We start from the raw sequence: 21091 nt of genomic DNA, 5'->3' as shown, positions 1-21091 counted from the left end.
GCGCTCACTTGGCGGCGGTGCCGAGGCAGACCTTCTTCACGGAATCATAGTTGCCGCACTTCAGCTGCACCCAATCGGCCACCAGGTCCTTCGAGCCCTCGAGCTGCTTCGACCAGGCTTCGCCGGGGATGAGGTTCTCGGTCTTCCACACCACATTGAACTGGCCGTTATCCTCGATCTCGCCGATGAAGACGGGCTTGGTGATGTGATGGTTCGGAAGCATTTCCGAGACGCCGCCGGTGAGGTTCGGCTGCTTGGTGCCGGGCAAGGCGTCGATCACCTTGTCGGGGTCAACCGAGCCGGCCTTGGTCACGGCCTGGACCCACATGTTGAAGCCGATGTAATGGGCTTCCATCGGGTCGTTGGTGACAGCCTTCGGGTTCTTCATGAAGGTCTGCCACTGCTTGATGAAGGCGTCGTTTTCCGGCGTCTTGATGGACATGAAGTAGTTCCATGCCGCCAGATGGCCGACGAGCGGCTTGGTGTCGATGCCGGCCAGCTCTTCCTCGCCCACCGAGAAGGCAACGACCGGAATATCAGTCGCCTTGATGCCCTGGTTGGCCAGCTCCTTATAGAACGGCACGTTGGCGTCGCCATTGATGGTAGAGACCACCGCCGTCTTCTTGCCTGCCGAGCCGAACTTCTTGATGTCGGCAACGATGGTCTGCCAGTCGGACTGACCGAACGGGGTGTAATTGATCATGATGTCCTCGGACTTGACGCCCTTGGACTTCAGATAGGCTTCCAGGATCTTGTTGGTGGTGCGGGGATAGACATAGTCTGTGCCCGCAAGCACCCAGCGCTCCACCTTTTCTTCCTTGGCGAGGTAATCCACCGCCGGAATGGCCTGCTGGTTGGGGGCGGCGCCGGTATAGAATACGTTGCGCTCGCTTTCCTCACCCTCGTATTGCACGGGGTAGAAGAGGATCGAGTTCAACTCCTTGAAAACCGGCAGAACGGACTTGCGGCTCACCGAGGTCCAGCACCCGAACACCACCGAAACCTTGTCCTTGGTGATGAGTTCGCGTGCCTTTTCCGCGAACAGCGGCCAGTTGGAGGCCGGATCGACGACGACCGCTTCCAGCTTCTTGCCGAGCACGCCGCCCTTCTTGTTCTGCTCGTCGATCAGCATCAGCATGACGTTCTTCAGCGTGGTCTCGCTGATGGCCATGGTGCCGGAAAGGGAATGCAGGATGCCGACCTTGATGGTCTCCTGCGCCGCGGCGGTGCCGATGCTTGCCGCGAGGGCGGCCGCTGCCGCCAGCGCCCCGATGCCTTTGGTGGTCCGTCCCAGAAATTCGAGCATACGCTCTCTCCGTGTTCGTCGGCCGGCGCGAAGCCAGCGATCACGAAGAGCAAGGGACGTGCCACAATTCTGCCAAACGCCGCGAGGGTTCAGCCGCGCGCACTCAAGCGCCGACGGCCGTCGCCTAATTTGTATACAGCGCCCAGAATGTGATTACAAAATAAGCTTATGCCTAATAATTACCCACTGCGGAGCGGCCGTTTGCCTCATCGCGGAAGCGACGGCCCGCTTTCCAATCGGATCGCGGGCCGGCCGATTAAAGAACGTTGAAGAGGTAAAGCAGAACGATCACCGAAAACGGCACGCCCAGCAGCCACAGTACAAAACCGCGCATCGTCTTCACTCCTCTCAGGTTTTGCTGTCTGGAGCTCAAACGCAGCGATTGGGGCATGCGTTCCCTGCCCTTGCCGCACAATCCTCCGTATTGCGTTGCGGAACGCTTGACCGCTGACGCAGCACGCTCTTTTGTGCCCCGTTTGCACGAAGCGAGGAAACACCATGGACTCTCTGCTCGAAGGATACCGTCGGTTCCGCGAAGTCTCGTGGCCCACTCACAAGGATCTTTTCGAGCGCTTGGCCGCGCGAGGCCAGAAGCCCCATACTTTTGTGGTCGCCTGCTCCGATAGCCGGGTGGATCCGCAGCTCATCTTCGATGCCGGCCCGGGCGAATTGTTCGTGGTGCGAAACGTCGCCAATCTCGTGCCGCCCTATGAGCCGGACGGCAATTATCACGGCACCAGCGCGGCCCTGGAATTCGCGGTGCGGGTGTTGGAAGTCGAGCGCATCGTCGTGCTCGGCCACGCCCAGTGCGGCGGCGTCCACGCCCTGCTGGAAGGCGCTCCGGCGCTCGCCCGCGACTTCGTCGCGAGCTGGATCACCATCGCCGAGCCGGCACGGGCCGAAACGCTGAAAGCCGACCTGCCCCCCGGCGAACGGCAGCGCTTCTGCGAATTGTGCTGCGTGCGCCTGTCGCTCGAAAATCTGCGCACGTTTCCCTGGCTCAGCGAACGGATCGCCGAAGGCAAGCTTGCGCTCCATGGGGCCTATTTCGGGGTCGCCACCGGCAAGCTGGAACTGCTTGACGCGGACGGCACATTTCGCGCCGCATAACCTTGGCGATCTGCACGGCCCTGTCACACGCGCTTTACCCCTTCATCATACAGGCTTGATTTGACATCGTGCGTGGCGTCACACGCCGGGCTGGGAGCTCAGGATCATGAAGCAGGACACCATCGATCCGGTGCAGGCGACGCTGTTGCCTGAAAATGCCGGGCGCCGGCACGTCGCCGATATTGTCGAGTTCCTCAATCAAAAGGAGCTCCCGGAGGTGGTGCAGTTCGTCACCACCCTGCCGATCGAATGGGCGGTCGAGGTCCTGGACCAGCCCGATTTCGACCTGGCGTGCGAGGTGATCGAAACGCTGCCCCAGGAGAAGGCGGTGGCGCTGCTGGAAGGCATGTCCAGCGATCGCGCCGCCGATATCCTGCGCTGGGTCGAGGATCCGGTGCGCGGCGAGTTGCAGCATCGCCTCTCGCCCGACGCGCGCACGGCCATCGCGCATCTGCTGACGTATCCGGAGAACACCGCCGGCAGCCTGATGACGACAGAATACGTCAGCGTTCCCGCCGACTGGACCGTCGAGCAGACGCTGATCTATCTGCGCGAGGTTGAGGCCTCCCGCGAGACCATCTACGCCATCTATCTTCTGGACCCGACCTCGAAGCGCCTGGTGAATGTGGTGCGGCTGCGCCGGCTGATCTCGGCCAAGCCAACCGACACCATGATGTCGCTGGCCCAGCCCTATGAGGTCATCACCACCAAGCCCCTCACCGACCGCGAGGACGTGGCCCGGCTGATCGCCAAGTATGATCTGATCGCCCTGCCGGTGGTGGACAGCACGCATCATCTGCTCGGCATCGTCACCTTCGACGACATCATCGACGCCATCATCGCCGAGCAGACCGAGGACGTGCAGCGCATGGGCGGCATGGAGGCCATCGACGAGCCTTACATGCAGATTTCCTTCATGCAGATGATCAAGAAGCGCGCCGGCTGGTTGTGCGTGCTGTTCCTCTCGGAAATGCTCACGGCCAGCGCCATGCAAGTCTATGCCGACGAACTCTCCAAGGCCATCGTCCTGGCGCTCTTCATTCCGCTCGTCATGAGCTCCGGCGGCAATTCCGGCTCGCAGGCCACCTCCCTCATCATCCGCGCGCTCGCGCTCCATGAGGTCAAGCTGGGCGATTGGTTCCGCGTGGTGCTGCGCGAAATTCCCACCGGCGTGGTGCTTGGTGCCATCCTGGGCGTCATCGGCTTCATCCGCATCGCCGTGTGGCAGGAACTCGGCATTTTCGACTACGGCGAACATTGGGTTCTGCTCGCATTCACCATCAGCGCGGCACTGGTGGGGATCGTCACCTTCGGCTCGTTCGCGGGATCGATGCTGCCGTTCATCCTGAAGCGCGTGGGATTTGATCCCGCGAGCGCCTCTGCGCCCTTTGTCGCGACCCTGGTCGATGTGACCGGCCTCATCATTTATTTCAGCGTGGCCTACGTGTTCCTGCGGGGCACGATTCTGTGAGGCGACGCCGCCGCTGACAAGCAAGGGCCGGCCCCTCGAATGGGTGCCAGCCCTTTTGCGCTAGTTTCGATCGTCAGTGATTGACGATGAATCGCATGAGCGCGCCATAGCCGCCCTCGCCTTCGCCGACCGGCGTTTCCTCGCGGGCCTCTGCGGCGGCGGCTTCGGTCAGATCGCGGGTCGACAGGTCGAAGCCACGCGACGCAAGAAAGTTGACCGCGTCGTCGGCGGTCACAAAGTCCGCGACCGCTTCCGCCAGCGTCTCACTCAGCGCGGTGTTTCCCGAGGCATCGGCCTTCAACCGTTCAATATCCGTGTCGCCCATTTCGGCCTCCGCATCGTTCGTGTTCAGGTTCAGGAGATCAACGGCGGAACCCTGGCCGTGTTCCCGACTCCTCTTCCAACACCTGTGTCATCGTTGCGAGCGCTGGACGCCCGAAGCGTCCCCAGCTACCTAAATATCCGACGTGCAGCGGCACGCTGGCAAGCTTAAGCACAACGGCAACGGGTCATTCATGGGGCAGATCGCGTTCCTTCTCATCGGCTCGGATTCCATGCGTCAGCGGTGGTTCGTGATGGCAGGGCTCGGCGCCTTGCTGGTGGCCGGCGGCGGATTCCTGATCGTCGATGCGCAGGACGGAAAGACCCTTCTGCCCAATGGCGTGCTCGGCTTCGTCTTCCTGCTGGAGGGCCTGTTCGCCGTCCTGACGGCGCTGGCGGGTCAAGCGGGTGTGAGCCGCACCATCTCGGCCCTTAAAGCGGGTGGATTGGTCGTTATCGGCTACCTGATCATCCAATATCCCGACACCAACACCTACGTCGTTACGATCCTTTTTGCGGGCGCCTTCGCCTTCGACGGCGTGACGCGGATCTGCACCGCCAGCGTCGTGCGCTTCCGCAACTGGCGCGTGGTGGTGGCGTGGGGCGCCTTCGAGCTGATCCTCGCCCTGGTTATTGCCGCCGACTGGCCGATCCCGCGAACGAAGAACATCCATTTCTGCGTCGGCCTGCTTCTGCTCTTCTCAGGGTGGGTGCTGATCCGCATGAGTCTGATGATCAAGTCGCTGGAGCCGGAGGCGGCGATCCTCACCCTGCCCATGTTCGGCGCGCGCGCCTGGTACGACCACGCCCCGGTGCTGCTGGGGGAGGATCCGCATCCGAAATCCTCCCAAGCGATGGTGGTGCGGGTATGGACGCCGGTCGGCTCGGCGGACGTCGCAAATCGGCGCGTCGTAGTGGATCGCTACATCGCCGCGCTGGATCGGCACGGCACCATATCAACGGGCCATTCCGCGCTGGAATTGCGACCGGACGTCTATATCAGCCATTATCCCGCGCAGGAGATCGAGCAGAGTGCCGGTGCGTTCATGAACGCGCTGCGCGCCACGGCGGACAACGATATCCCCGGTCGCTTCCAGCCCTCCTACGAGGTCGAGCGGGCCGGCTGGTGCGATGCCGATGCGCAGGTCACCTTCCACAATTTCAATGCCCGTCGCCTGCGCGCCTTCTGGATCGGCTACCGGCAGGAGAACACTTATAATCTCACCAACCGCAATTGCTCGGTCGCGGTTGCGTCCGCCCTCGACGCGGCGCTGGAGGGCACGCTGGCCACGCCTTATCCCTGGCTGCGCCTGCTGCGCCTCATGGGCAATCCCGATCTCTGGCTCGCGGCCGCCATCCGCGCCCATGCCGAAGCCATGACCTGGACGCCCGGCCTGGTGCTGGATTATGCGCGCGCGCTCCAGCGCCTGGTTGAGCCGACCCAAATCACCTGGCTGGAACGCCTGAAAGGCGCCCTCGCCTTCCTTCTTCCCAAATCGAAAGCACCCGCCGCATGACGACCCCGGAGGCCGGCACCGCCGCACCCGCGCACCTGCTCTCGCGCGGCGCGGTGATTCTCACCGCCATGATGTTCGGCCTCACCTACAGCCTGAGCGCAGCGCTGATCGCGCTGGATCTGGCGGGGCGCGGCATCAGCGACGCCGTGATCGGCGCCAATGCGGCCATGCACGCCGTTGGCGTCCTGGCCACCGCCCTCGTCCTTCCGCGCCTTGTGGCGAGCGTGGGCCCGCGTCGCCTCATCCTGACCGCCCTGGGGCTCGCAGCGCTGACGCTGATGGCATTCCCGCTCACACCGGCCATCTGGTTATGGTTCCCGCTGCGCTTCGTGCTGGGGGCTGCCTCCGAATCCCTGTTCGTGCTCTCCGAGACCTGGATCAACAGCCTCTCCACCGAGCAGACCCGTGCCCGTGCCATGGCGGCCTATACTGCCGCCTTGTCCATCGGCTTCGCGCTCGGGCCCTTGATCCTTTCCCTGGTGGGGGCTCAGGGGATTCTGCCCTATGCGGTGGGCTCCGGCATGGCGGTGGTCGCCGCCTTGTTCGTCGCCTCGCCCAAGGTGGAGGCGCCCGTGTTCGAGGCGCCGAGCCATTCCAACCCGATGCACTATCTCCGCCTCGCCCCCCTTGCCATGTCGGCGACCGTGCTGAATGCCGCCATCGAGGCGGCGGGGCTGTCGTTCCTGGCGCTCTATGCGATCAATCTCGGCTGGGCCGAGCAGGATGCGGCGCGGCTCATGTCCTGCATGATGGTGGGCGCGATCGTGCTCCAACTGCCCATCGGCTGGCTGGGCGACATGATGAACCGGCGCCATCTGGTGATCGCGCTGGCCGCAACGGCGACCGGGGGCGCGCTTCTGTGGCCGCTGGCCCTGCAAAGCCCCCTCGCGACCTACGGCCTGCTGTTCCTCTGGGGCGGCGCCTTCGTCGGCATCTACACCATCATGCTCACCGTCGTGGGCAGCCGCTTCCAGGGCAGCGCGCTGGTCGGGATCTATGCGGTGATGGGGCTGACATGGGGCGGCGGCGCGCTCATCGGCCCGCTCGCGGCCGGCTTCGCCATGCAGCTCACCTTGCACGGACTTGCGCTGTTCGCCGCCTTCGCCTGCGGCCTCTTCATGCTGGCGGCATTGTTCATCCGTGAGGAGAGCTGATTCACTACGCCTCGATGGGCCGAAAACGGTACCACAGGAAGGGCGGACGCATCGCGCCTTGCGTGGGATCGTCACAGGTTCATGCTAGAGCGCTACTACAACTTAGGTTCACTGATTAACCCAGGGGAAGCGCAATGAAAGCATTATGGGGTGCCCTCCTTCTCAGCCTGACCTGCGCCTTGTCGCCGGCCCTGGCCCAGGATGCCAAAGGCCTGCCTGCGAATTCGCAGCCGATGCCTCCCGCGAACTGGCTGTTCGTCCAGGTGGCCGATTCCGTGACGATCACAGGCAACAAGATGGTCCTGAAGGGCGTCGCGCCGCAGACGGTGATGTTCGCCGATCGCCCCGAGCGCATGACCGGCGACACCGCCACGGCCGATTTCGTGAAATTCTGGACCGTCGGCAAAGACAGCTTCCAGAAGGACCCACCCAACGCCACCGTCTCGGTCACGGTGGACGGCAAGAGCGACGTTTCGGTGGTCGAGCTCACCGATCCGGAATTGTCCGGCGATACGCTCACCTACACCATCAAGGTCCTGAGCGATGCGGGGCCCAAGTCCGGCGAGTCGGCCAGCCTGTTCATAGACTGGTGGGTGGCGGGACGCGGCGGCTGCTATCGCGGCCCCTACGGCGGCCTGCACTGCCGCTGGTAGGCTTGTGAGGCCTTTCCTGAGACGACAAACCCCGCCCGATCCCTCGGCGCGGGGTTTTCTTTTCAGCGGGCGATTCGTGACCTCGCCCGAGGTAGCCACCGCCGCGGCGCGAATCGCAGGCTTGGCCGCTGCGCGATGGGGCGCACGATCCAGGCCGTGCCGAGGCCAAGGCGGCAAACCATTATGGAATAAGGATCAGCGTTCCGCGGCTTCGCGCGGCGTGCTGGGACGTGGATTTTGAATGAAGCGAACGGGCGGGAAACCGTTCAAAATCCTTGGTCGGAGTGGCAGGATTTGAACCTGCGACCCCCACGTCCCGAACGTGGTGCGCTACCGGACTGCGCTACACTCCGAACCAGGGCGCTGCCTCTAGCATGCGCTTCGGCAGGGAGGCAAGCGCGTTCTCGCAGGGCATTGTCGTTTCGCCTTCGCTTGAACCCCCATCGCCCGCGTGCCATAGGAGGCCGCCTGTTACAGGACAACGAGTGAGGAGTGGTGGAATGTCGAGCGACAGCAACGCGAGCGGTCTCATGAAAGGCAAGCGCGGGCTGATTCTCGGCGTCGCTAACAATCGGTCGATCGCCTACGGCATCGCCAAATCCGCTCGCGCCCACGGTGCCGAGATCGCCCTCACCTATCAGGGCGAGGCGCTGAAGAAGCGCGTGGAGCCCCTCGCGGCGGAACTGGGCGCCCATCTGGTCGGCCATTGCGACGTCACCGAGCCCGCCACCCTGGACGCGGTCTTCGCCGAAACGGAAAAGCTGTTCGGCAGCATCGACTTCCTCGTCCATTGCATCGCCTTCTCCAACAAGGACGAGCTGGACGGCCGCTATGTGGACACGACGGCGGATAATTTCGCCAAGACCATGTTCATCTCCTGCTACTCGTTCACGGCCATCGCCCAACGGGCCGAGAAGCTGATGACGAACGGCGGCTCGCTTGTGACACTGACCTATTACGGCGCCGAGAAGTGGATGCCGCACTACAATGTGATGGGTGTCGCCAAGGCCGCGCTCGAAGCCTCGGTGCGCTATCTCGCCGCCGACCTCGGCCCGAAGAACATCCGCGTGAATGCCATTTCCGCCGGCCCCATCAAGACCCTAGCGGCCTCGGGAATCGGTGATTTCCGTTATATTCTCAAGTGGAACGAGCTGAACTCGCCGCTGCGCCGCACCGTCACCACGGACGAGGTCGGCGACGCCGGCGTGTATCTGATTTCCGATCTCTCGCGCGGTGTCACCGGCGAGATACATCATGTGGACGCCGGTTATCATATCGTTGGCATGAAGCATCCCGACGCGCCGGACCTGGCGCTCGTGCGGGACTGAGGAGAGGCCGATGATTCGCTCCGCCAAGATCCACACCCGTGCACTCTTCCTGGGCCTTGCCCTGCTCGCCAGCGGCGGTGCCGCCGAGGCGCAGACCCAGATGCAGATCCAGGTGCCGGTGGGCTCGGGCGGCGCCCCTCCCGATTTCAACGCCTATCCGCTGCGCGACCGCCTGTTCGGGCCCGGCGGGGCGATCTTCCCCGATTACGTCAACCCGCCCAGCGAGGGCGCGCCCGCGGGCAGCCCGCCGGCCTATGTGATCGGCGCCGCGCCGGGTGTCCTGTTCGGCGCTGGCACTGCGGACCTGCTCTGCCAGCCAGCCGGCCGGCCGCAGATCAAGGTGATCAGCGCCCCGCCGGGGGCCAAGCTTTCGGTCGCGCCGGGTGCCTTCACGGTGACGGGCACGGATGCGGGCTCGACCCTGTGCTACGGCAAGCCCATGGTCGGCAATGTGGTCCGCGTCGCGGGCAAGGGACCGCGCGCCGGGGGGACCGTGGTGCTGCGCGTGACCTATCCGCCCATCGGGGCGTGGTACGATCACCAGGTCATGATCCCGGCCCGCTGAGCAGCGCATTCCGGTGGGAAAAGCGTGCCGCACGTAGGGCACGATGGAGGGGGCGATGCAGGGGGTGCCGATGAGGGGGCGGATGAAGGCACGGGCGCTCGCCGCGGCCGTGTGTCTTTCCATCGCGGCGGCATGCTCTGCGGCGCAAGCCGGCCCTGACAACGATCCCGATGCCTATGTCACCAATTATTTCACCGGCGGCGGCAGCGGCGGCATCCTGTTTGCGGCGGGTACGGCCAATCAGGAGTGCCTCAATATCGGGCCTCCGGCGATCGAGGTGATCAGCGCATCGCCCGGCGTGCACCTCTCGATCCGCCCCGGCACCTTCATCGTGACCGGAACCGACTATGGCTACCTGGTGTGCCAGGGACAGCGCCTCGCCGGAACCATCGTGACCGGAACCGGCACCGGGACCGCGCAGATCCGCGTGACCTATCCGCCGATCGGCCAATGGTACACCCACACCCTGACCCTTACGGGCCGGTAAGATGGCGCGCCTGTTCCTGGTTCGCCACGGAGAAACCGATTGGAACGTCGCCGGCCGGCTGCAGGGACGGCACGACATACCGCTGAACAGCCTCGGCCGCGCACAGGCCGCACAGGTGGGACGGGTGCTCCACCAGCTGGCGGGGGACGTGGCGCCGCTGACCTTCGTGTCGAGCCCGTTGATGCGAGCGGTGGAAACCATGCGCATCCTGCGCACCACGCTCGATTTGCCCGCGTCCGGCTATCATCTGGATCCGCACCTTGCCGAACTGTCGTTCGGGCGATGGGAAGGCAGCACCTGGCCGGAGTTGAAGCGGCGTGACAGCCAGGCGGTCCGCGCGCGGGAGCTGGCGCCCTGGACCTTCGTGCCGCCCGACGGGGAAAGCTATGAGATGCTGTGCGTGCGCGCCGGCACCGCCCTGGACCGCCTGCAGGAGCAGGATGCGGTCGTGGTGACCCACGGTGGCGTCATTCGCGCCCTGCTGCACACCAAGGCCGGCATGCCGCAGGAAGAAGCGGCGCTCCTGCCGGTACGGCAAGGGGCGGTTTATGTGCTCGCGGGCGGCGGTTTCCGGGTCGCGGAATAGCGACGCGGCGCGGTGAACCCGGCGGGCGCCAATCAGTGCGTCGCGCCGGTGGTCTTCTGCCGATGCAGCACCGGCGGGCGCGAGACCAGCAGCTTGTCGATCCGGCGGCCATCCATGTCGACGATCTCGAAACGCCAGCCGAGCGAATCAAAAACGGCACCCACCTGCGGCAATTCCTTGATCTGCGAAAGCGCGAACCCGGCCACAGTGTGGAAGCCGCGGTCGACCGGGAAATTTAGCTGAAGCACTTCGCGCAGTTCGTCCACCGGCGCATCGCCGGAGATGAGGAACGAGCCGTCCTGCCGCTCCACCACATGGGGCTCGTCATGCTGGCTGTCGTCGGAGATCGACCCGGTAATGGCGGCCAGAAGGTCATAGCCGGTCACCACGCCGACCATGTCGCCATATTCGTCGACCACGATGCCCATGGGCACCTCGGCGCCGCGCAAAGTGCGCATGGCCTCAAGCGCGCCCACCGTCTCCACCAGGAAGGTGACGGGTTGCACGAAGGTGCGCGGGTCGGGCGTCTCACCCTTCAGATAGGCATCGAGCAGGCGCTTGGCCTGGATGACGCCTACGGTCTCCTCGGGGGATTTGTCGCACGCCGGCAGGCGGCTGTGAGGCGTGGAAAGAATGATGTCGCGCACCTCGTCGGCGCTGCCGGAAATATCCACCCATTCCACGTCGGGCCGTGGCGTCATGATTGCGGTGACGGGACGGTCGGCAAGGCGCATGACGCCCGAGATCATCCGCCGCTCGGCGGGTTCGATCACGCCCGCAGTCTCGGCCTCGTTGATGATGGCGCGGATTTCCTCGTCGGTGACGCCGCCTTCCTGACCGCCCGAATTGCCGAGCAGCCGGAGCACGCCGCGGGTGGACACATCGAGCACCCACACCACCGGCGCGCCGACCTTCGCAAGGCCGACCATCATGGGCGCGACGATGCATGCGAGGCGCTCGGGATTCTGGAGCGCGAGCCGCTTCGGAATCAATTCGCCCACGACCAACGAGATATAAGTGATGCCGGCGACCGCCACGGCATAGCCGATCGGCTCGGCGAGGCGCACGGCGACGCCCGCGCCCTCGAGAACCTGCCCGAGATAAGCGCCGAGGCTCGCGCCGGAAAAGGCGCCGGCCAGGATGCCGATCAGGGTGATGCCGATTTGGACGGTGGAGAGGAAGCGGCCGGGCTCGGCCCCCAGGGCGAGGGCGGCCTTGGCGCCCTTGTGCCCATGGTCCGCCTTATGGCGCAGCCGCGCCGGACGGGCCGAGACGATGGACAGTTCCGCAGCAGCAAGAACGGCGTTCAGGAGAACGAGAAAAAGGACAATAACAATTTCGATGATGGGCATGGCGGGAAAATCGGACCCTTCCGTCCGCCCCTCCATAGCACAGGCGCGCCGCGATGGGCGAGGCCGTGCGGTATTTTCGTGAAGCCGCGCGTCTTTATCGCGGCGGTGCCGCCGGGCGGCAGGCTCGCCCGAGACATTGTGCTTTTTCCTGGACCGACCTAGATAACCTCAGCACATCACACAGGCAGGCCATGTCCTTCAATACGTTCGGCCACATGTTCCGGGTCACAACCTTCGGCGAGAGCCATGGCGCCGCCATCGGCTGCGTGGTGGATGGTTGTCCTCCGGGGCTTCGGTTCACGCTCGAGGAAATCCAGGCCGCGCTCGATCGGCGGCGCCCCGGCCAGTCGCGTTTCACCACCCAGCGGCGCGAGCCGGACCAGGTGCGGATCATCTCGGGCACGCTGGACCATCCCGAAGGCGGGCTCGTGACCACCGGCACGCCGGTCGCCATGCTGATCGAGAATGTGGACCAGCGCTCGAAGGATTATTCAGACATCGCCGGCAGCTACCGTCCCGGCCATGCGGATTTCACCTACGACATCAAATACGGCATCCGCGACCACCGGGGCGGCGGGCGCTCCTCAGCGCGTGAGACCGCGACGCGGGTGGCGGCTGGTGCGCTCGCCGCCAAGGTGCTGCCACAGGCGCAGGTGCGCGCTGCCCTGGTGCGCATCGGCGAGATCGAGATCGACCGCGCCCGCTGGGACTGGGCGCAGGTGGACGAGAACCCGTTCTTTTGTCCGGATGCCGGCACCGTGCCGCTGTGGACCGACTATCTCGACGCCATCCGCAAGCGCGGCTCGTCCGTCGGCGCGGTGGTGGAAGTGGTGGCGGAAGGCGTGCCCGCCGGCCTCGGCGCGCCGCTCTATGCCAAGCTCGACGCGGACCTCGCCACCGCTTTCATGGGTATCAATGCGGTCAAGGGCGTGGAGATCGGCGAAGGCTTCAACGCCGCCCGCCTCACCGGGGAAGAGAATGCGGACGAAATGCGCCTCGGCAACGAGGGGCACCCGGCCTTTCTCTCGAACCATGCGGGCGGCATCCTGGGCGGCATCTCCACGGGAGCGCCCATCGTCGCCCGGTTCGCGGTTAAGCCCACCTCCTCCATCCTCACGCCCCGGCGGACGGTGGACAAATTCGGTGCCGAGACCGACCTCATCACCAAGGGCCGGCACGATCCCTGCGTCGGCATCCGCGCGGTGCCTGTGGGGGAGGCAATGATGTCGTGCGTGTTGGCGGACCACCTGCTGCGCCATCGTGGGCAGGTCGGAACGCCTCCCGCATGGCCCTTCCCGAAGGCTTGATTTCAGCAACACTGAATTTTTCAATATTTCATTGTCACTGAAAATAAGCCCTGCTAGCTTCCGGCCATGAAGCTCGCGGAATGGCTCGAAAGCACCGGGACCAAGCGGAGCGCCTTTGCCAGGCAGGTGGGGCTTTCGCCCGCCAGCGTGACGGCGCTGTGCAATGACGCGCGCGCGTGGATCTCCCGCGAAACCGCCGAGCGGATCGCCGAGGCCACGGGCCACGCCGTCACGCCCAACGACTTTCTCGGCCTCCCCGCGCCCCGCATCCGAGGTTTGCCTGTGACCGATACCGTTCAATCCCGCGTTCAGCTTGCCATTGAAGCCATCGCCCGTGGCGAAATGGTCGTGGTCACCGACGATGACGACCGTGAGAACGAGGGCGACCTTATCCTCGCCGCCTCCCTCGCCACGCCCGAGAAGATGGCCTTCGTCATCCGCAACACCTCCGGCATCGTGTGCACGCCTGTGCCCGCCTCCGAGGCCAAGCGTCTGCGGCTGGAGCCCATGGTGGCGAACAACGATGCCCCCATGGGCACGGCCTTTACCGTCTCCATTGACGTGCGGCACGGCACCACCACCGGCATCTCGGCCGAGGAGCGTACCAACACCGTGCGCGCGCTCGCAAATCCCAACATGGGCGCGGGCGATTTCGTGCGTCCCGGCCACGTCTTCCCGCTGATCGCAAAGGATGGCGGCGTGCTCATGCGCTCCGGCCATACGGAAGCGGCGGTGGATCTGTGCCGCCTCGCCGGCCTGCCGCCCATCGGCGTCATCGCCGAATTGGTGAATGACGACGGCACGGTGCAGCGCGGGCCGCAGGTCACCGCCTTCGCGGAGAAGCACACTCTTCATCGCATCTCCGTCGCCGACCTCATCGCCTACCGACAGGCGCGCGAAAAGCTGGTCAGCCGGTCGGCGGAATTCCCGGTGCCCACCAGCGTCGGCGAATTGCAGGGCTTCTCTTTCGTCACCCCGTTCGATTCCGTGAACCACCTGGCGCTGGTCCACGGCCGCATCGGCGATGGGGAGAATGTGCTGGTGCGCCTGCATCGCGCCGATCCGGTCGCCGATGCCTTCACCGGCGCCAAGGTGCTGCAGAAGGCGCTGGAGCGCATCAAGGTCGAGGGACGGGGGGTTCTCGTCTATCTGCGCGACGGCACAGCCGGCGTTCCGCCCACCGCCATGGGTCCCGGCGAGAAGACCCCGAGCGAGTTGGAGCGCGACCGCCACTGGCGCGAAGTCGGCCTCGGCGCGCAGATCCTGCGCGATCTCGGCATCGTCTCCATCCGCCTGCTGGCCTCCAAGGCCCGCACCTATGTGGGCCTTGCGGGCTTCGGCATCGAGATCGTCGAGACCGAGCACCTGGAAAGCTGACGGGAAAGTCGCCGCCGGCGAAAAGCGGCGGCGCGCCTCTTTTGCACCGCCGCGGAAGGTGGCAGCATGCGTCGATCGTTCGTCGCGGCTTACACCTCCCGGAGGCGCCATGACACAGCGGATCGTGCGCCAGCCCCGCGCCCCGACCCTTTGGATCGCGTTTCTCTGCCTGCTGACGCTGCTTGCGGCGGCGCCTGCCGCTGCGGCGGACCTGCCGGTGGACGTTCAGCTTGTGCTGGCGGTGGACGTTTCCTTCTCCATGGATCCGGACGAACAGGCGCTTCAGAGGGAGGGTTATGCCTCCGCGCTGATCTCGCCGGAATTCCTCGACGCCCTGCGGCTCGGCCCCAACGGGCGGATCGTGGTCACGTATGTGGAATGGGCCGGCGAGCACGAGCAGAGGGTGGTCATTCCCTGGCAGGTGATCGACGGGCCGGACAGTGCGCGCACCGTCTCTGAGGCGATCCGCGCAGCGCCGCTGCGCCGGGTCTACCGCACCTCCATTTCCGGCGGCCTGTACTTTTCAGCGGATCTTTTCAAGAACAGTGGCTTTCGCCCCCTGCGCAAAGTCATCGATGTGTCCGGGGATGGTGTGAACAACCAGGGAGCGCCGGTAGAGCGGGCGCGCGACGAAGTGGTGGCCCGCGGCATTACCATCAACGGCCTGCCGCTGCTGCTGAAGCGCGCCAGCAACTCGCTCCTCGATATCGCCGATCTCGATCTCTATTACGAGGATTGCGTCATCGGCGGCCCCGGCGCGTTCGTCATTCCGGTGCGGGAGCAGGCCGAATTCGCCCGCGCGATCAAGACCAAGCTGGTGCTGGAGGTGGCGGGGGTCGAACCGCCCGCGCCCCGCCTTCCCGTCATCAAGGTGGTGCAGCCGGCCCGCGTTTCCTGCCTCATCGGCGAGCGGCTGTGGCAGGAGCATTGGAACAATTGATCCGGCCGCCAACTGCACCCGCCCCCCGGCCGGCGGGAAATGTTTCACGTGAAACAATGACTTGGCGCAGACGAACATCGGTTTACTGGCACTTCTCCGCCGCTTGGCGCCGGACAACACCGCCATTTCGGGCGAATGTTCGGCCAACATTTCGGCGACGACCGGGTTCGGTCCTACCGGGAGAACACGCCCACCAATTCCACATGGGGCGAATAGCGGAACTGGTCCACCGGCGTCACCGACCGCAACACGAACCCGCCCTCGGCGAGGAAGCGAGCGTCGCGGGCGAAGGTGACGGCGCTGCACGAGACATAGGCCAGGCGGGGCACCTTGGAGCGGGCGAGTTCGCGCGCCTGGGCCTCCGCCCCCTGGCGCGGCGGGTCGATCACCACCGCGTCGAAGCGGGCCAGCTCCTCCGCCACCAGCGGCCGGCGGAACAGGTCGCGCACCTCGCCCTCCACGCTCTTGAGGCGCGCGGTGGCCTTCGCAGCGCGCTGCATGGCCGCAACCGCCGGGGCGTTGCTCTCATAGGCGCTCACCCGCGCCGTCTGGGCGAGGCGAAGCGCGAAGGTGCCGACGCCGCAGAACAGATCGGCGACGCGCTTTGCCCCCTCGACCGCGCTCAGCGCCAGCCCGGCCAGGGTCTCCTCGCCCAATTGCGTCGCCTGGAGGAAGGAGGCCGGCGGCAGCTCGACCCGCGCGAGCCCCATGGTGAGCGCCGGCGCGGCGCGCTGGAGCACCAATTCTCCATGGCGGGTCAGGCGCGCGAGGTCGAATCGTTCCGCCAGCGCGCCAAGCTCCACCATCAGGTCCGGCGGTAGGGGCCCCGAGCCGCGCACGTCGAGATCGAGCCCTGTCTCGGTGGCGGTGACATGCAGATCCAGCGGCTTCTTCAAGGGCGCCAGCGCATCGGCCACCGCCTGGGCGGCCGCGAGCGCGCGGGCAAGGCCCGGCGCCAGCACCGGGCATTCGCGCAGGGCCACCATGGCGTGGGACTTGCGCTCGGCGAAGCCCACCACGGTGCGCGCGCCATATTGGCGGGCATGAAAGATCGCCCGGCGCCGGCCTGCGCCATGGGCGTCCACCAGATCGCCCACGGGCGCAGCTATGCCCTCGCGCGCCAGCGCCTCCACCACCAGGCCGCGCTTCCACGCCTGATAGGGCGCAGCTTGCCAATGCTGGAGCAGGCACCCGCCGCACACGCCGAAATGGGAGCACACCGGCACCGCGCGGTCCGGGCTGGCGGAAACGATGGTTTCCACCTTCAGCCGGTCCTTCTCGCGCACCCCGACCACGGTTTCCCCCGGCAGGGCATAAGCGGCGAACAGCGGGCCTTCCGCCGTCTCGGCGATGGCATCTCCCTGGGCGCCCATGCGGGCGATGACGGCCTCCATCATGGCTTCACCGCCCCGATCAGGAATTCATGATTGCCGTCGCCCCCCGTGATGGGCGAGGGAATGAGGCCCGTGACGCTCCAGCCCAGCGCCTCGACGCTCTCGCGGACGCGCGCGCAGACGGCGGCATGGATGGCGGCATCGCGCACGATGCCCTTGCGCACATGGGCCGGGCCGGCCTCGAACTGCGGCTTCACCAGCGCCGCGAGGCGCGCACCGGGCGCGGCCAAGGCGAGCGCCGCCGGCAGCACCAAGGCGAGCGAGATGAAGCTGACGTCGATGACGACGAGATCGACCGGCTCGGGCACCTTTTCGCGGTCCAGGCTGCGCGCGTCGGTGCCTTCCAGCAGCACCACGTCGGGATGGCCGCGCAGGCGGGCGTGGAACTGATCGTGCCCCACGTCCACCGCATAGACGCGCCGTGCCCCCCGCCGCAGCAGCACGTCGGTGAAGCCTCCGGTGGAGGCGCCGACATCCAGCGCCACGCGCCCGGCGGGGTCGATGGCGAAGGCGTCCAGCGCGGCCTCGAGCTTCAGCCCGCCGCGCGAGACGAAGGGGTGAATGTCTTGCGCCTCGATGGCCGCGTCCTCGGCCACCTCGTCGGAAGGCTTGGCGACCTGCTTGCCGTCGGCATGCACCTGCCCCGCCAGGATGGCGGCCTGCGCGCGCGCCCGGCTGTCGAACAGGCCGCGCGCCACCAGAAGCTTGTCGATGCGCTGCCGCGCCATGAACCACATCCGCGTTAAGGGAACCGCATTCGCGTTAAGCCAGCCGTGCAAATCTGATCGCGCGCGGCCGGCCGGTCGTGATATGCGATGGCTGGGGGAGAGGCAAACGGCAAGCGACGGAGCAGGCGGCCTTCAAGAGGACGCGCCGGCTGCCTGATGGGAGAATGTATGCGTATCGCCCTCGCAGCCCTGTGCGCCCTGGCGCTTGTCGCGCTGCCCCTCGCGGCTGGCGGCGCCAAAGCCAATACCTCCAAGACCGGCACCACGAAGACCGGCACAACCAAGACCGGCACAACCAAATCCACCGCGTCCAAGACCCAGGCGCCCGCGGATACGCGCGTGTGGAGCCTGGTGCGGGGCGACGGCACCTATGTGCTGCGCTTCGGGCAGCCCCGCGCCACCGATCCGGTGTTCGCCGCCACATGCCAGCCCTCGGCGCAATTGCTTCAGATCGCCCTGGAAGTGAATTCCACCAAGATCCGCTCCGGCGACGGGGTCGCGCTGTCACTCTCCAGCGGCAAGCGCCATCTTGAGCTTGCGGCGAGCGCTTTTCTCGGCTCCAGCGACGGCCTGCTGGTGGTGGAGGCGGCGGTGACCCTGGAACCGCGCGTGTTCGACATCTTCCGCGACGGGGACACCCTGACCATCCGCCTCGCCGGGCAGACACAGACCCTGCCGTTCGCCGGCGCTCGTGCCCGCCTGCAGGATTTCGAGCGCGCTTGCCTGGCATCCAGGTAATATATAACCGATATTCACCACGCTGACATAGGGGCAGCCCGCCCGGCTTCCCCTTTTCTGACGGCTGGTTATGATCCCGCGCCATTTTGTGAGGAATTGAGCATGTATCGTAAGGTCCTCGCGCTCGCGCTTCTCGCCGCCTCCGCGATGCCCGCGGCAGCCCAGGTGAAGATGCAGTGGGCCAGCAGCAACAGCGATACCGGGGCGACCCTGACCTTCGGCGTGCCGGAGACGGACGAGTCGATCGTCAGCTTCACCTGCGACAAGGGCAAGGACATGGTCCTGGTCAGCTCCTACATCGGCTCCAAGGGGCTGAAGGCGGAGGAAGCGGCCCACATTCTGCTGACCGCCGGCAAGGTGAAGAAGGATCTTGTCGGCCGCGCGGTCGCCAATGAGGAAAGCGGCGCGGTGGATGTGGAAGCCGGCGCCAAGATGGCCGATCTGAAGGCCCTGCTCGCCAGCGGCAAGCTACTGGTGGTCGAGACCAAGGGCGCCAAGCAGCAGGTGGCGCTGGCCGGCGCACCGGAAGCCTTCGGCCAGTTCGAAAGCGCCTGCAAGAACTGAAGCCGCACCACCACGGGCGGAACATCGCAGCCCGGCCGCTCAGGTCGGGCTCGATGAGGATCGGGTGGAAGGACGGGCCGGGTTGAAGCCCCCTGCGCGGGGCGCGACCCGGGGTCTTGATTCAGGCCCGCCGGGTCAAGCCGATACGGTCGGGGCGCTGCAGCACCGAGAGCACCTTCGCCACGATGCCGTCGGCATCGAGCCCGGCCTGGGCGATCTGACGGGCCGGCGTCTCCTGGTCGATATAGATGTCCGGAAGCACCATGGCGCGCAGCTTGAGCCCGCGATCCAGGGTTCCCGTATCGCTCAGGAACTGCATGACCTGACTGCCGAACCCGCCGACGGAGCCTTCCTCCACCGTAATCAGCGCCTCATGCTCCCGCGCCAGACGGCCGATGAGGTCCTGATCGATGGGCTTGGCGAAGCGGGCATCGGCGACGCTCGCGGAAATGCCGAGATCCGCCAGTCGCTCCGCCGCCACGAGGCAGGCGCCCACCCGCGTGCCGAGGCCGACCAGCGCGACGTCCGTGCCCTCGCGCAGAAGGCGGCCGCGCCCGATGGGCAGCACCTCGCCCCGCTCCGGCCGCTCCACGCCCACGCCTTCCCCGCGCGGGAAGCGGATGGCGCTCGGCCCCTCGTCGAACGCAACCGCAGTCGCGATCATGTGGGTCAGCTCGGCCTCGTCGGACGGGGCCATGATGGTGAAGCCCGGCAGGCAGCCGAGAAAGGCGATATCGTACGCGCCCGCATGGGTCGCGCCGTCCGCGCCCACGAGGCCGGCGCGATCGATGGCGAAACGCACCGGCAGGCCCTGCAGCGCCACGTCGTGCACCACCTGGTCATAGGCCCGCTGGAGGAAGGTGGAATAGAGCGCGCAGAACGGCTTGTAGCCTTCCGCCGCGAGCCCGGCCGCGAACGTCACCGCGTGCTGCTCGGCGATCGCCACATCGAAAGTGCGGTTTGGGAACGCCTGGCCGAACAGATCGAGCCCGGTTCCGCTCGGCATGGCGGCGGTGATGGCCACCACCTTGTCGTCATGCCGCGCCTCGTTAATGAGGCTCTCCGCGAACACGCGGGTATAGGTCGGCGCATTGGACTTTGCCTTGACCTGCGCGCCGGTCACCACGTCGAACTTCACGACGCCATGATATTTGTCGGCGGAGGCCTCGGCGGGCGCGTAGCCCTTGCCCTTCTGCGTCACCACATGAACCAGGATCGGCCCGGTCTTGGCGTCGCGCACATTGCGCAGCACGGGCAGCAGGTGCTCGAAATTGTGACCGTCGATGGGCCCCACGTAATAGAAGCCCATCTCCTCGAACAGCGTGCCGCCGGTCCAGAAGCCGCGCGCGAACTCCTCCGCCCGCTGGGCGCCGCGCTCGACGAACTTCGGCATGTGGCCGGCGAGCTGCTTGCCGATCTCGCGCAGGGAGAGATAGGTGCGCCCGGAAATCAGCCGGGCGAGATAGGCCGACATGGCGCCCGTGGGCGGGGCGATCGACATGTCGTTGTCGTTGAGGATGACGATCAGCCGGCTGTCCATGGCGCCGGCGTTATTCATGGCCTCATAGGCCATGCCCGCCGACATGGCGCCGTCGCCGATGACGCAGACGATGTTGCGCTCCTCGCCGGAGAGGTCGCGCGCAACCGCCATGCCGAGGCCGGCGGAAATGGAGGTGGAGGAATGGGCCGCGCCGAACGGGTCGTACACGCTCTCCGCGCGCTGGGTGAAGCCGGACAGGCCCCCGCCCTGGCGCAGCGTGCGAATGCGGTCGCGCCGCTCGGTGAGAATCTTGTGGGGATAGCACTGGTGCCCGACGTCCCAGATCAGGCGGTCGTGCGGGGTGTCGAAAACGTGATGCAGCGCCACCGACAATTCGACCACGCCGAGGCCCGCGCCCAGGTGTCCGCCGGTCACGGACACGGCGTCGATGGTTTCGAGCCGCAGCTCGTCGGCGAGCTGGGGCAGCTTTTCGTCGGGCAGGCGCCGCACATCAGCGGGGCTGTGCACCGTATCGAGAAGCGGGGTCTTGGAAGCGGTCACGGAACACTCCGCACATGCCGGGATCGCCGGCCCTATTCAATCTGCCGGCATCGCCGGCCCTGTTCATCCGCCGGCGTCGCCGGTTCTTGCGCCGACCCGAGCGGCTGAGCCGGGGATCGTACCCGGTATCCGGGACAAAAAAGCCTTACACA

The 21091-nt window shown here is 66.2% G+C and carries 20 protein-coding genes and 1 tRNA gene; 14 read left to right on the top strand and 7 right to left on the bottom strand.

Annotated elements, in window-relative coordinates:
• Positions 1 to 4: 4 nt before the first annotated feature.
• Positions 5 to 1306: an urea ABC transporter substrate-binding protein gene (urtA, locus tag V5F68_RS05945; protein ID WP_394013710.1), complete on the bottom strand. Its 1302-nt coding sequence runs from the start codon at positions 1304 to 1306 to the stop codon at positions 5 to 7.
• A 498-nt stretch (positions 1307 to 1804) separates the two neighbouring features.
• On the opposite strand from urtA, the gene V5F68_RS05940 reads away from it, so the two are divergent.
• Positions 1805 to 2416 (top strand): carbonic anhydrase, encoded by a 612-nt coding sequence (locus V5F68_RS05940; protein ID WP_394013709.1) that lies wholly within the window; start codon positions 1805 to 1807, stop codon positions 2414 to 2416.
• A gap of 106 nt (positions 2417 to 2522) precedes the next feature.
• The gene (gene mgtE / locus V5F68_RS05935; RefSeq protein WP_394013708.1) at positions 2523 to 3887 is read left to right on the top strand and encodes a magnesium transporter; all 1365 of its coding nucleotides are present in this window, start codon (positions 2523 to 2525) and stop codon (positions 3885 to 3887) included.
• A 73-nt stretch (positions 3888 to 3960) separates the two neighbouring features.
• On the opposite strand, the gene V5F68_RS05930 is transcribed toward mgtE, so the two are convergent.
• Positions 3961 to 4212 carry a hypothetical protein gene (locus V5F68_RS05930; protein ID WP_394013707.1) on the bottom strand — a complete coding sequence of 84 codons (252 nt, stop codon included), beginning with the start codon at positions 4210 to 4212 and terminating at the stop codon, positions 3961 to 3963.
• Between the two features lie 190 nt (positions 4213 to 4402).
• On the opposite strand from V5F68_RS05930, the gene V5F68_RS05925 reads away from it, so the two are divergent.
• The 3 genes from V5F68_RS05925 to V5F68_RS05915 all read left to right on the top strand — a co-directional run bounded on the left by V5F68_RS05925 (position 4403) and on the right by V5F68_RS05915 (position 7532).
• On the top strand, positions 4403 to 5725 hold the full coding sequence (locus V5F68_RS05925) for an HdeD family acid-resistance protein (RefSeq protein ID WP_394013706.1): 1323 nt from the start codon (positions 4403 to 4405) through the stop codon (positions 5723 to 5725).
• The gene (locus V5F68_RS05920) at positions 5722 to 6879 is read left to right on the top strand and encodes an MFS transporter (RefSeq protein WP_394013705.1); all 1158 of its coding nucleotides are present in this window, start codon (positions 5722 to 5724) and stop codon (positions 6877 to 6879) included. Before V5F68_RS05925 ends, V5F68_RS05920 begins: the two co-directional genes overlap by 4 nt.
• A gap of 134 nt (positions 6880 to 7013) precedes the next feature.
• Positions 7014 to 7532 (top strand): hypothetical protein, encoded by a 519-nt coding sequence (locus tag V5F68_RS05915; protein ID WP_394013704.1) that lies wholly within the window; start codon positions 7014 to 7016, stop codon positions 7530 to 7532.
• Between the two features lie 276 nt (positions 7533 to 7808).
• Here V5F68_RS05915 and V5F68_RS05910 read toward each other — a convergent pair.
• Positions 7809 to 7885: transfer RNA gene (locus tag V5F68_RS05910), tRNA-Pro, on the bottom strand.
• Positions 7886 to 8032: 147 nt separating this feature from the next.
• On the opposite strand from V5F68_RS05910, the gene fabI reads away from it, so the two are divergent.
• From fabI to V5F68_RS05890, 4 genes are all read left to right on the top strand, one after another.
• The gene (gene fabI, locus V5F68_RS05905) at positions 8033 to 8860 is read left to right on the top strand and encodes an enoyl-ACP reductase FabI (protein WP_348846145.1); all 828 of its coding nucleotides are present in this window, start codon (positions 8033 to 8035) and stop codon (positions 8858 to 8860) included.
• A gap of 10 nt (positions 8861 to 8870) precedes the next feature.
• Entirely contained in the window at positions 8871 to 9425 is a 555-nt protein-coding gene (locus V5F68_RS05900; RefSeq protein ID WP_394013703.1) for a hypothetical protein, read from the top strand.
• Positions 9426 to 9507: 82 nt separating this feature from the next.
• Positions 9508 to 9912: a hypothetical protein gene (locus tag V5F68_RS05895; protein WP_394013702.1), complete on the top strand. Its 405-nt coding sequence runs from the start codon at positions 9508 to 9510 to the stop codon at positions 9910 to 9912.
• Between the two features lies 1 nt (position 9913).
• Positions 9914 to 10498 (top strand): histidine phosphatase family protein, encoded by a 585-nt coding sequence (locus tag V5F68_RS05890; RefSeq protein ID WP_394013701.1) that lies wholly within the window; start codon positions 9914 to 9916, stop codon positions 10496 to 10498.
• A 32-nt stretch (positions 10499 to 10530) separates the two neighbouring features.
• Here V5F68_RS05890 and V5F68_RS05885 read toward each other — a convergent pair whose 3' ends face one another.
• Positions 10531 to 11850 carry a hemolysin family protein gene (locus V5F68_RS05885; protein ID WP_394013700.1) on the bottom strand — a complete coding sequence of 440 codons (1320 nt, stop codon included), beginning with the start codon at positions 11848 to 11850 and terminating at the stop codon, positions 10531 to 10533.
• A 191-nt stretch (positions 11851 to 12041) separates the two neighbouring features.
• Here V5F68_RS05885 and aroC point away from each other — a divergent pair, with 191 nt between their 5' ends.
• The 3 genes from aroC to V5F68_RS05870 all read left to right on the top strand — a co-directional run bounded on the left by aroC (position 12042) and on the right by V5F68_RS05870 (position 15474).
• Positions 12042 to 13157: a chorismate synthase gene (aroC, locus tag V5F68_RS05880; protein WP_394013699.1), complete on the top strand. Its 1116-nt coding sequence runs from the start codon at positions 12042 to 12044 to the stop codon at positions 13155 to 13157.
• A 66-nt stretch (positions 13158 to 13223) separates the two neighbouring features.
• The gene (ribB, locus tag V5F68_RS05875) at positions 13224 to 14534 is read left to right on the top strand and encodes a 3,4-dihydroxy-2-butanone-4-phosphate synthase (RefSeq protein WP_394013698.1); all 1311 of its coding nucleotides are present in this window, start codon (positions 13224 to 13226) and stop codon (positions 14532 to 14534) included.
• Positions 14535 to 14643: 109 nt separating this feature from the next.
• On the top strand, positions 14644 to 15474 hold the full coding sequence (locus V5F68_RS05870; RefSeq protein ID WP_394013697.1) for a DUF1194 domain-containing protein: 831 nt from the start codon (positions 14644 to 14646) through the stop codon (positions 15472 to 15474).
• 173 nt (positions 15475 to 15647) lie between these two features.
• On the opposite strand, the gene V5F68_RS05865 is transcribed toward V5F68_RS05870, so the two are convergent.
• Positions 15648 to 16871, bottom strand: a complete 1224-nt coding sequence (locus V5F68_RS05865; protein WP_394013696.1) for a class I SAM-dependent RNA methyltransferase — start codon at positions 16869 to 16871, stop codon at positions 15648 to 15650.
• Entirely contained in the window at positions 16868 to 17596 is a 729-nt protein-coding gene (locus tag V5F68_RS05860; RefSeq protein ID WP_394013695.1) for a TlyA family RNA methyltransferase, read from the bottom strand. The genes V5F68_RS05865 and V5F68_RS05860 overlap by 4 nt, the downstream gene beginning before the upstream one ends.
• A gap of 168 nt (positions 17597 to 17764) precedes the next feature.
• Here V5F68_RS05860 and V5F68_RS05855 point away from each other — a divergent pair, with 168 nt between their 5' ends.
• Together V5F68_RS05855 and V5F68_RS05850 are read left to right on the top strand one after the other, a co-directional pair.
• Positions 17765 to 18334 carry a hypothetical protein gene (locus V5F68_RS05855; RefSeq protein WP_394013694.1) on the top strand — a complete coding sequence of 190 codons (570 nt, stop codon included), beginning with the start codon at positions 17765 to 17767 and terminating at the stop codon, positions 18332 to 18334.
• A gap of 102 nt (positions 18335 to 18436) precedes the next feature.
• On the top strand, positions 18437 to 18898 hold the full coding sequence (locus V5F68_RS05850) for a hypothetical protein (protein WP_394013693.1): 462 nt from the start codon (positions 18437 to 18439) through the stop codon (positions 18896 to 18898).
• Between the two features lie 121 nt (positions 18899 to 19019).
• Here V5F68_RS05850 and dxs read toward each other — a convergent pair whose 3' ends face one another.
• Positions 19020 to 20939, bottom strand: a complete 1920-nt coding sequence (gene dxs / locus V5F68_RS05845; protein ID WP_394013692.1) for a 1-deoxy-D-xylulose-5-phosphate synthase — start codon at positions 20937 to 20939, stop codon at positions 19020 to 19022.
• Positions 20940 to 21091: the final 152 nt, after the last annotated feature.

The organism is Roseixanthobacter pseudopolyaromaticivorans (assembly GCF_043195145.2).
In the GTDB taxonomy this organism is placed as follows: Bacteria; Pseudomonadota; Alphaproteobacteria; order Rhizobiales; family Xanthobacteraceae; genus NCEH01.
This window is presented reverse-complemented; position numbering and strand designations above follow the sequence as displayed.

Coding starts and splice junctions, on each gene's coding strand:
- mgtE (WP_394013708.1), top strand. CDS start 2,523: ATGAAGCAGGACACCATCGATCCGGTGCAGGCGACGCTGTTGCCTGAA.
- V5F68_RS05940 (WP_394013709.1), top strand. CDS start 1,805: ATGGACTCTCTGCTCGAAGGATACCGTCGGTTCCGCGAAGTCTCGTGG.
- V5F68_RS05895 (WP_394013702.1), top strand. CDS start 9,508: ATGAAGGCACGGGCGCTCGCCGCGGCCGTGTGTCTTTCCATCGCGGCG.
- V5F68_RS05870 (WP_394013697.1), top strand. CDS start 14,644: ATGACACAGCGGATCGTGCGCCAGCCCCGCGCCCCGACCCTTTGGATC.
- aroC (WP_394013699.1), top strand. CDS start 12,042: ATGTCCTTCAATACGTTCGGCCACATGTTCCGGGTCACAACCTTCGGC.
- V5F68_RS05855 (WP_394013694.1), top strand. CDS start 17,765: ATGCGTATCGCCCTCGCAGCCCTGTGCGCCCTGGCGCTTGTCGCGCTG.
- V5F68_RS05930 (WP_394013707.1), bottom strand. CDS start 4,212: ATGGGCGACACGGATATTGAACGGTTGAAGGCCGATGCCTCGGGAAAC.
- V5F68_RS05890 (WP_394013701.1), top strand. CDS start 9,914: ATGGCGCGCCTGTTCCTGGTTCGCCACGGAGAAACCGATTGGAACGTC.
- urtA (WP_394013710.1), bottom strand. CDS start 1,306: ATGCTCGAATTTCTGGGACGGACCACCAAAGGCATCGGGGCGCTGGCG.
- V5F68_RS05860 (WP_394013695.1), bottom strand. CDS start 17,596: ATGGCGCGGCAGCGCATCGACAAGCTTCTGGTGGCGCGCGGCCTGTTC.
- fabI (WP_348846145.1), top strand. CDS start 8,033: ATGTCGAGCGACAGCAACGCGAGCGGTCTCATGAAAGGCAAGCGCGGG.
- V5F68_RS05900 (WP_394013703.1), top strand. CDS start 8,871: ATGATTCGCTCCGCCAAGATCCACACCCGTGCACTCTTCCTGGGCCTT.
- V5F68_RS05915 (WP_394013704.1), top strand. CDS start 7,014: ATGAAAGCATTATGGGGTGCCCTCCTTCTCAGCCTGACCTGCGCCTTG.
- V5F68_RS05920 (WP_394013705.1), top strand. CDS start 5,722: ATGACGACCCCGGAGGCCGGCACCGCCGCACCCGCGCACCTGCTCTCG.
- ribB (WP_394013698.1), top strand. CDS start 13,224: ATGAAGCTCGCGGAATGGCTCGAAAGCACCGGGACCAAGCGGAGCGCC.
- V5F68_RS05885 (WP_394013700.1), bottom strand. CDS start 11,850: ATGCCCATCATCGAAATTGTTATTGTCCTTTTTCTCGTTCTCCTGAAC.
- V5F68_RS05865 (WP_394013696.1), bottom strand. CDS start 16,871: ATGATGGAGGCCGTCATCGCCCGCATGGGCGCCCAGGGAGATGCCATC.
- V5F68_RS05925 (WP_394013706.1), top strand. CDS start 4,403: ATGGGGCAGATCGCGTTCCTTCTCATCGGCTCGGATTCCATGCGTCAG.
- V5F68_RS05850 (WP_394013693.1), top strand. CDS start 18,437: ATGTATCGTAAGGTCCTCGCGCTCGCGCTTCTCGCCGCCTCCGCGATG.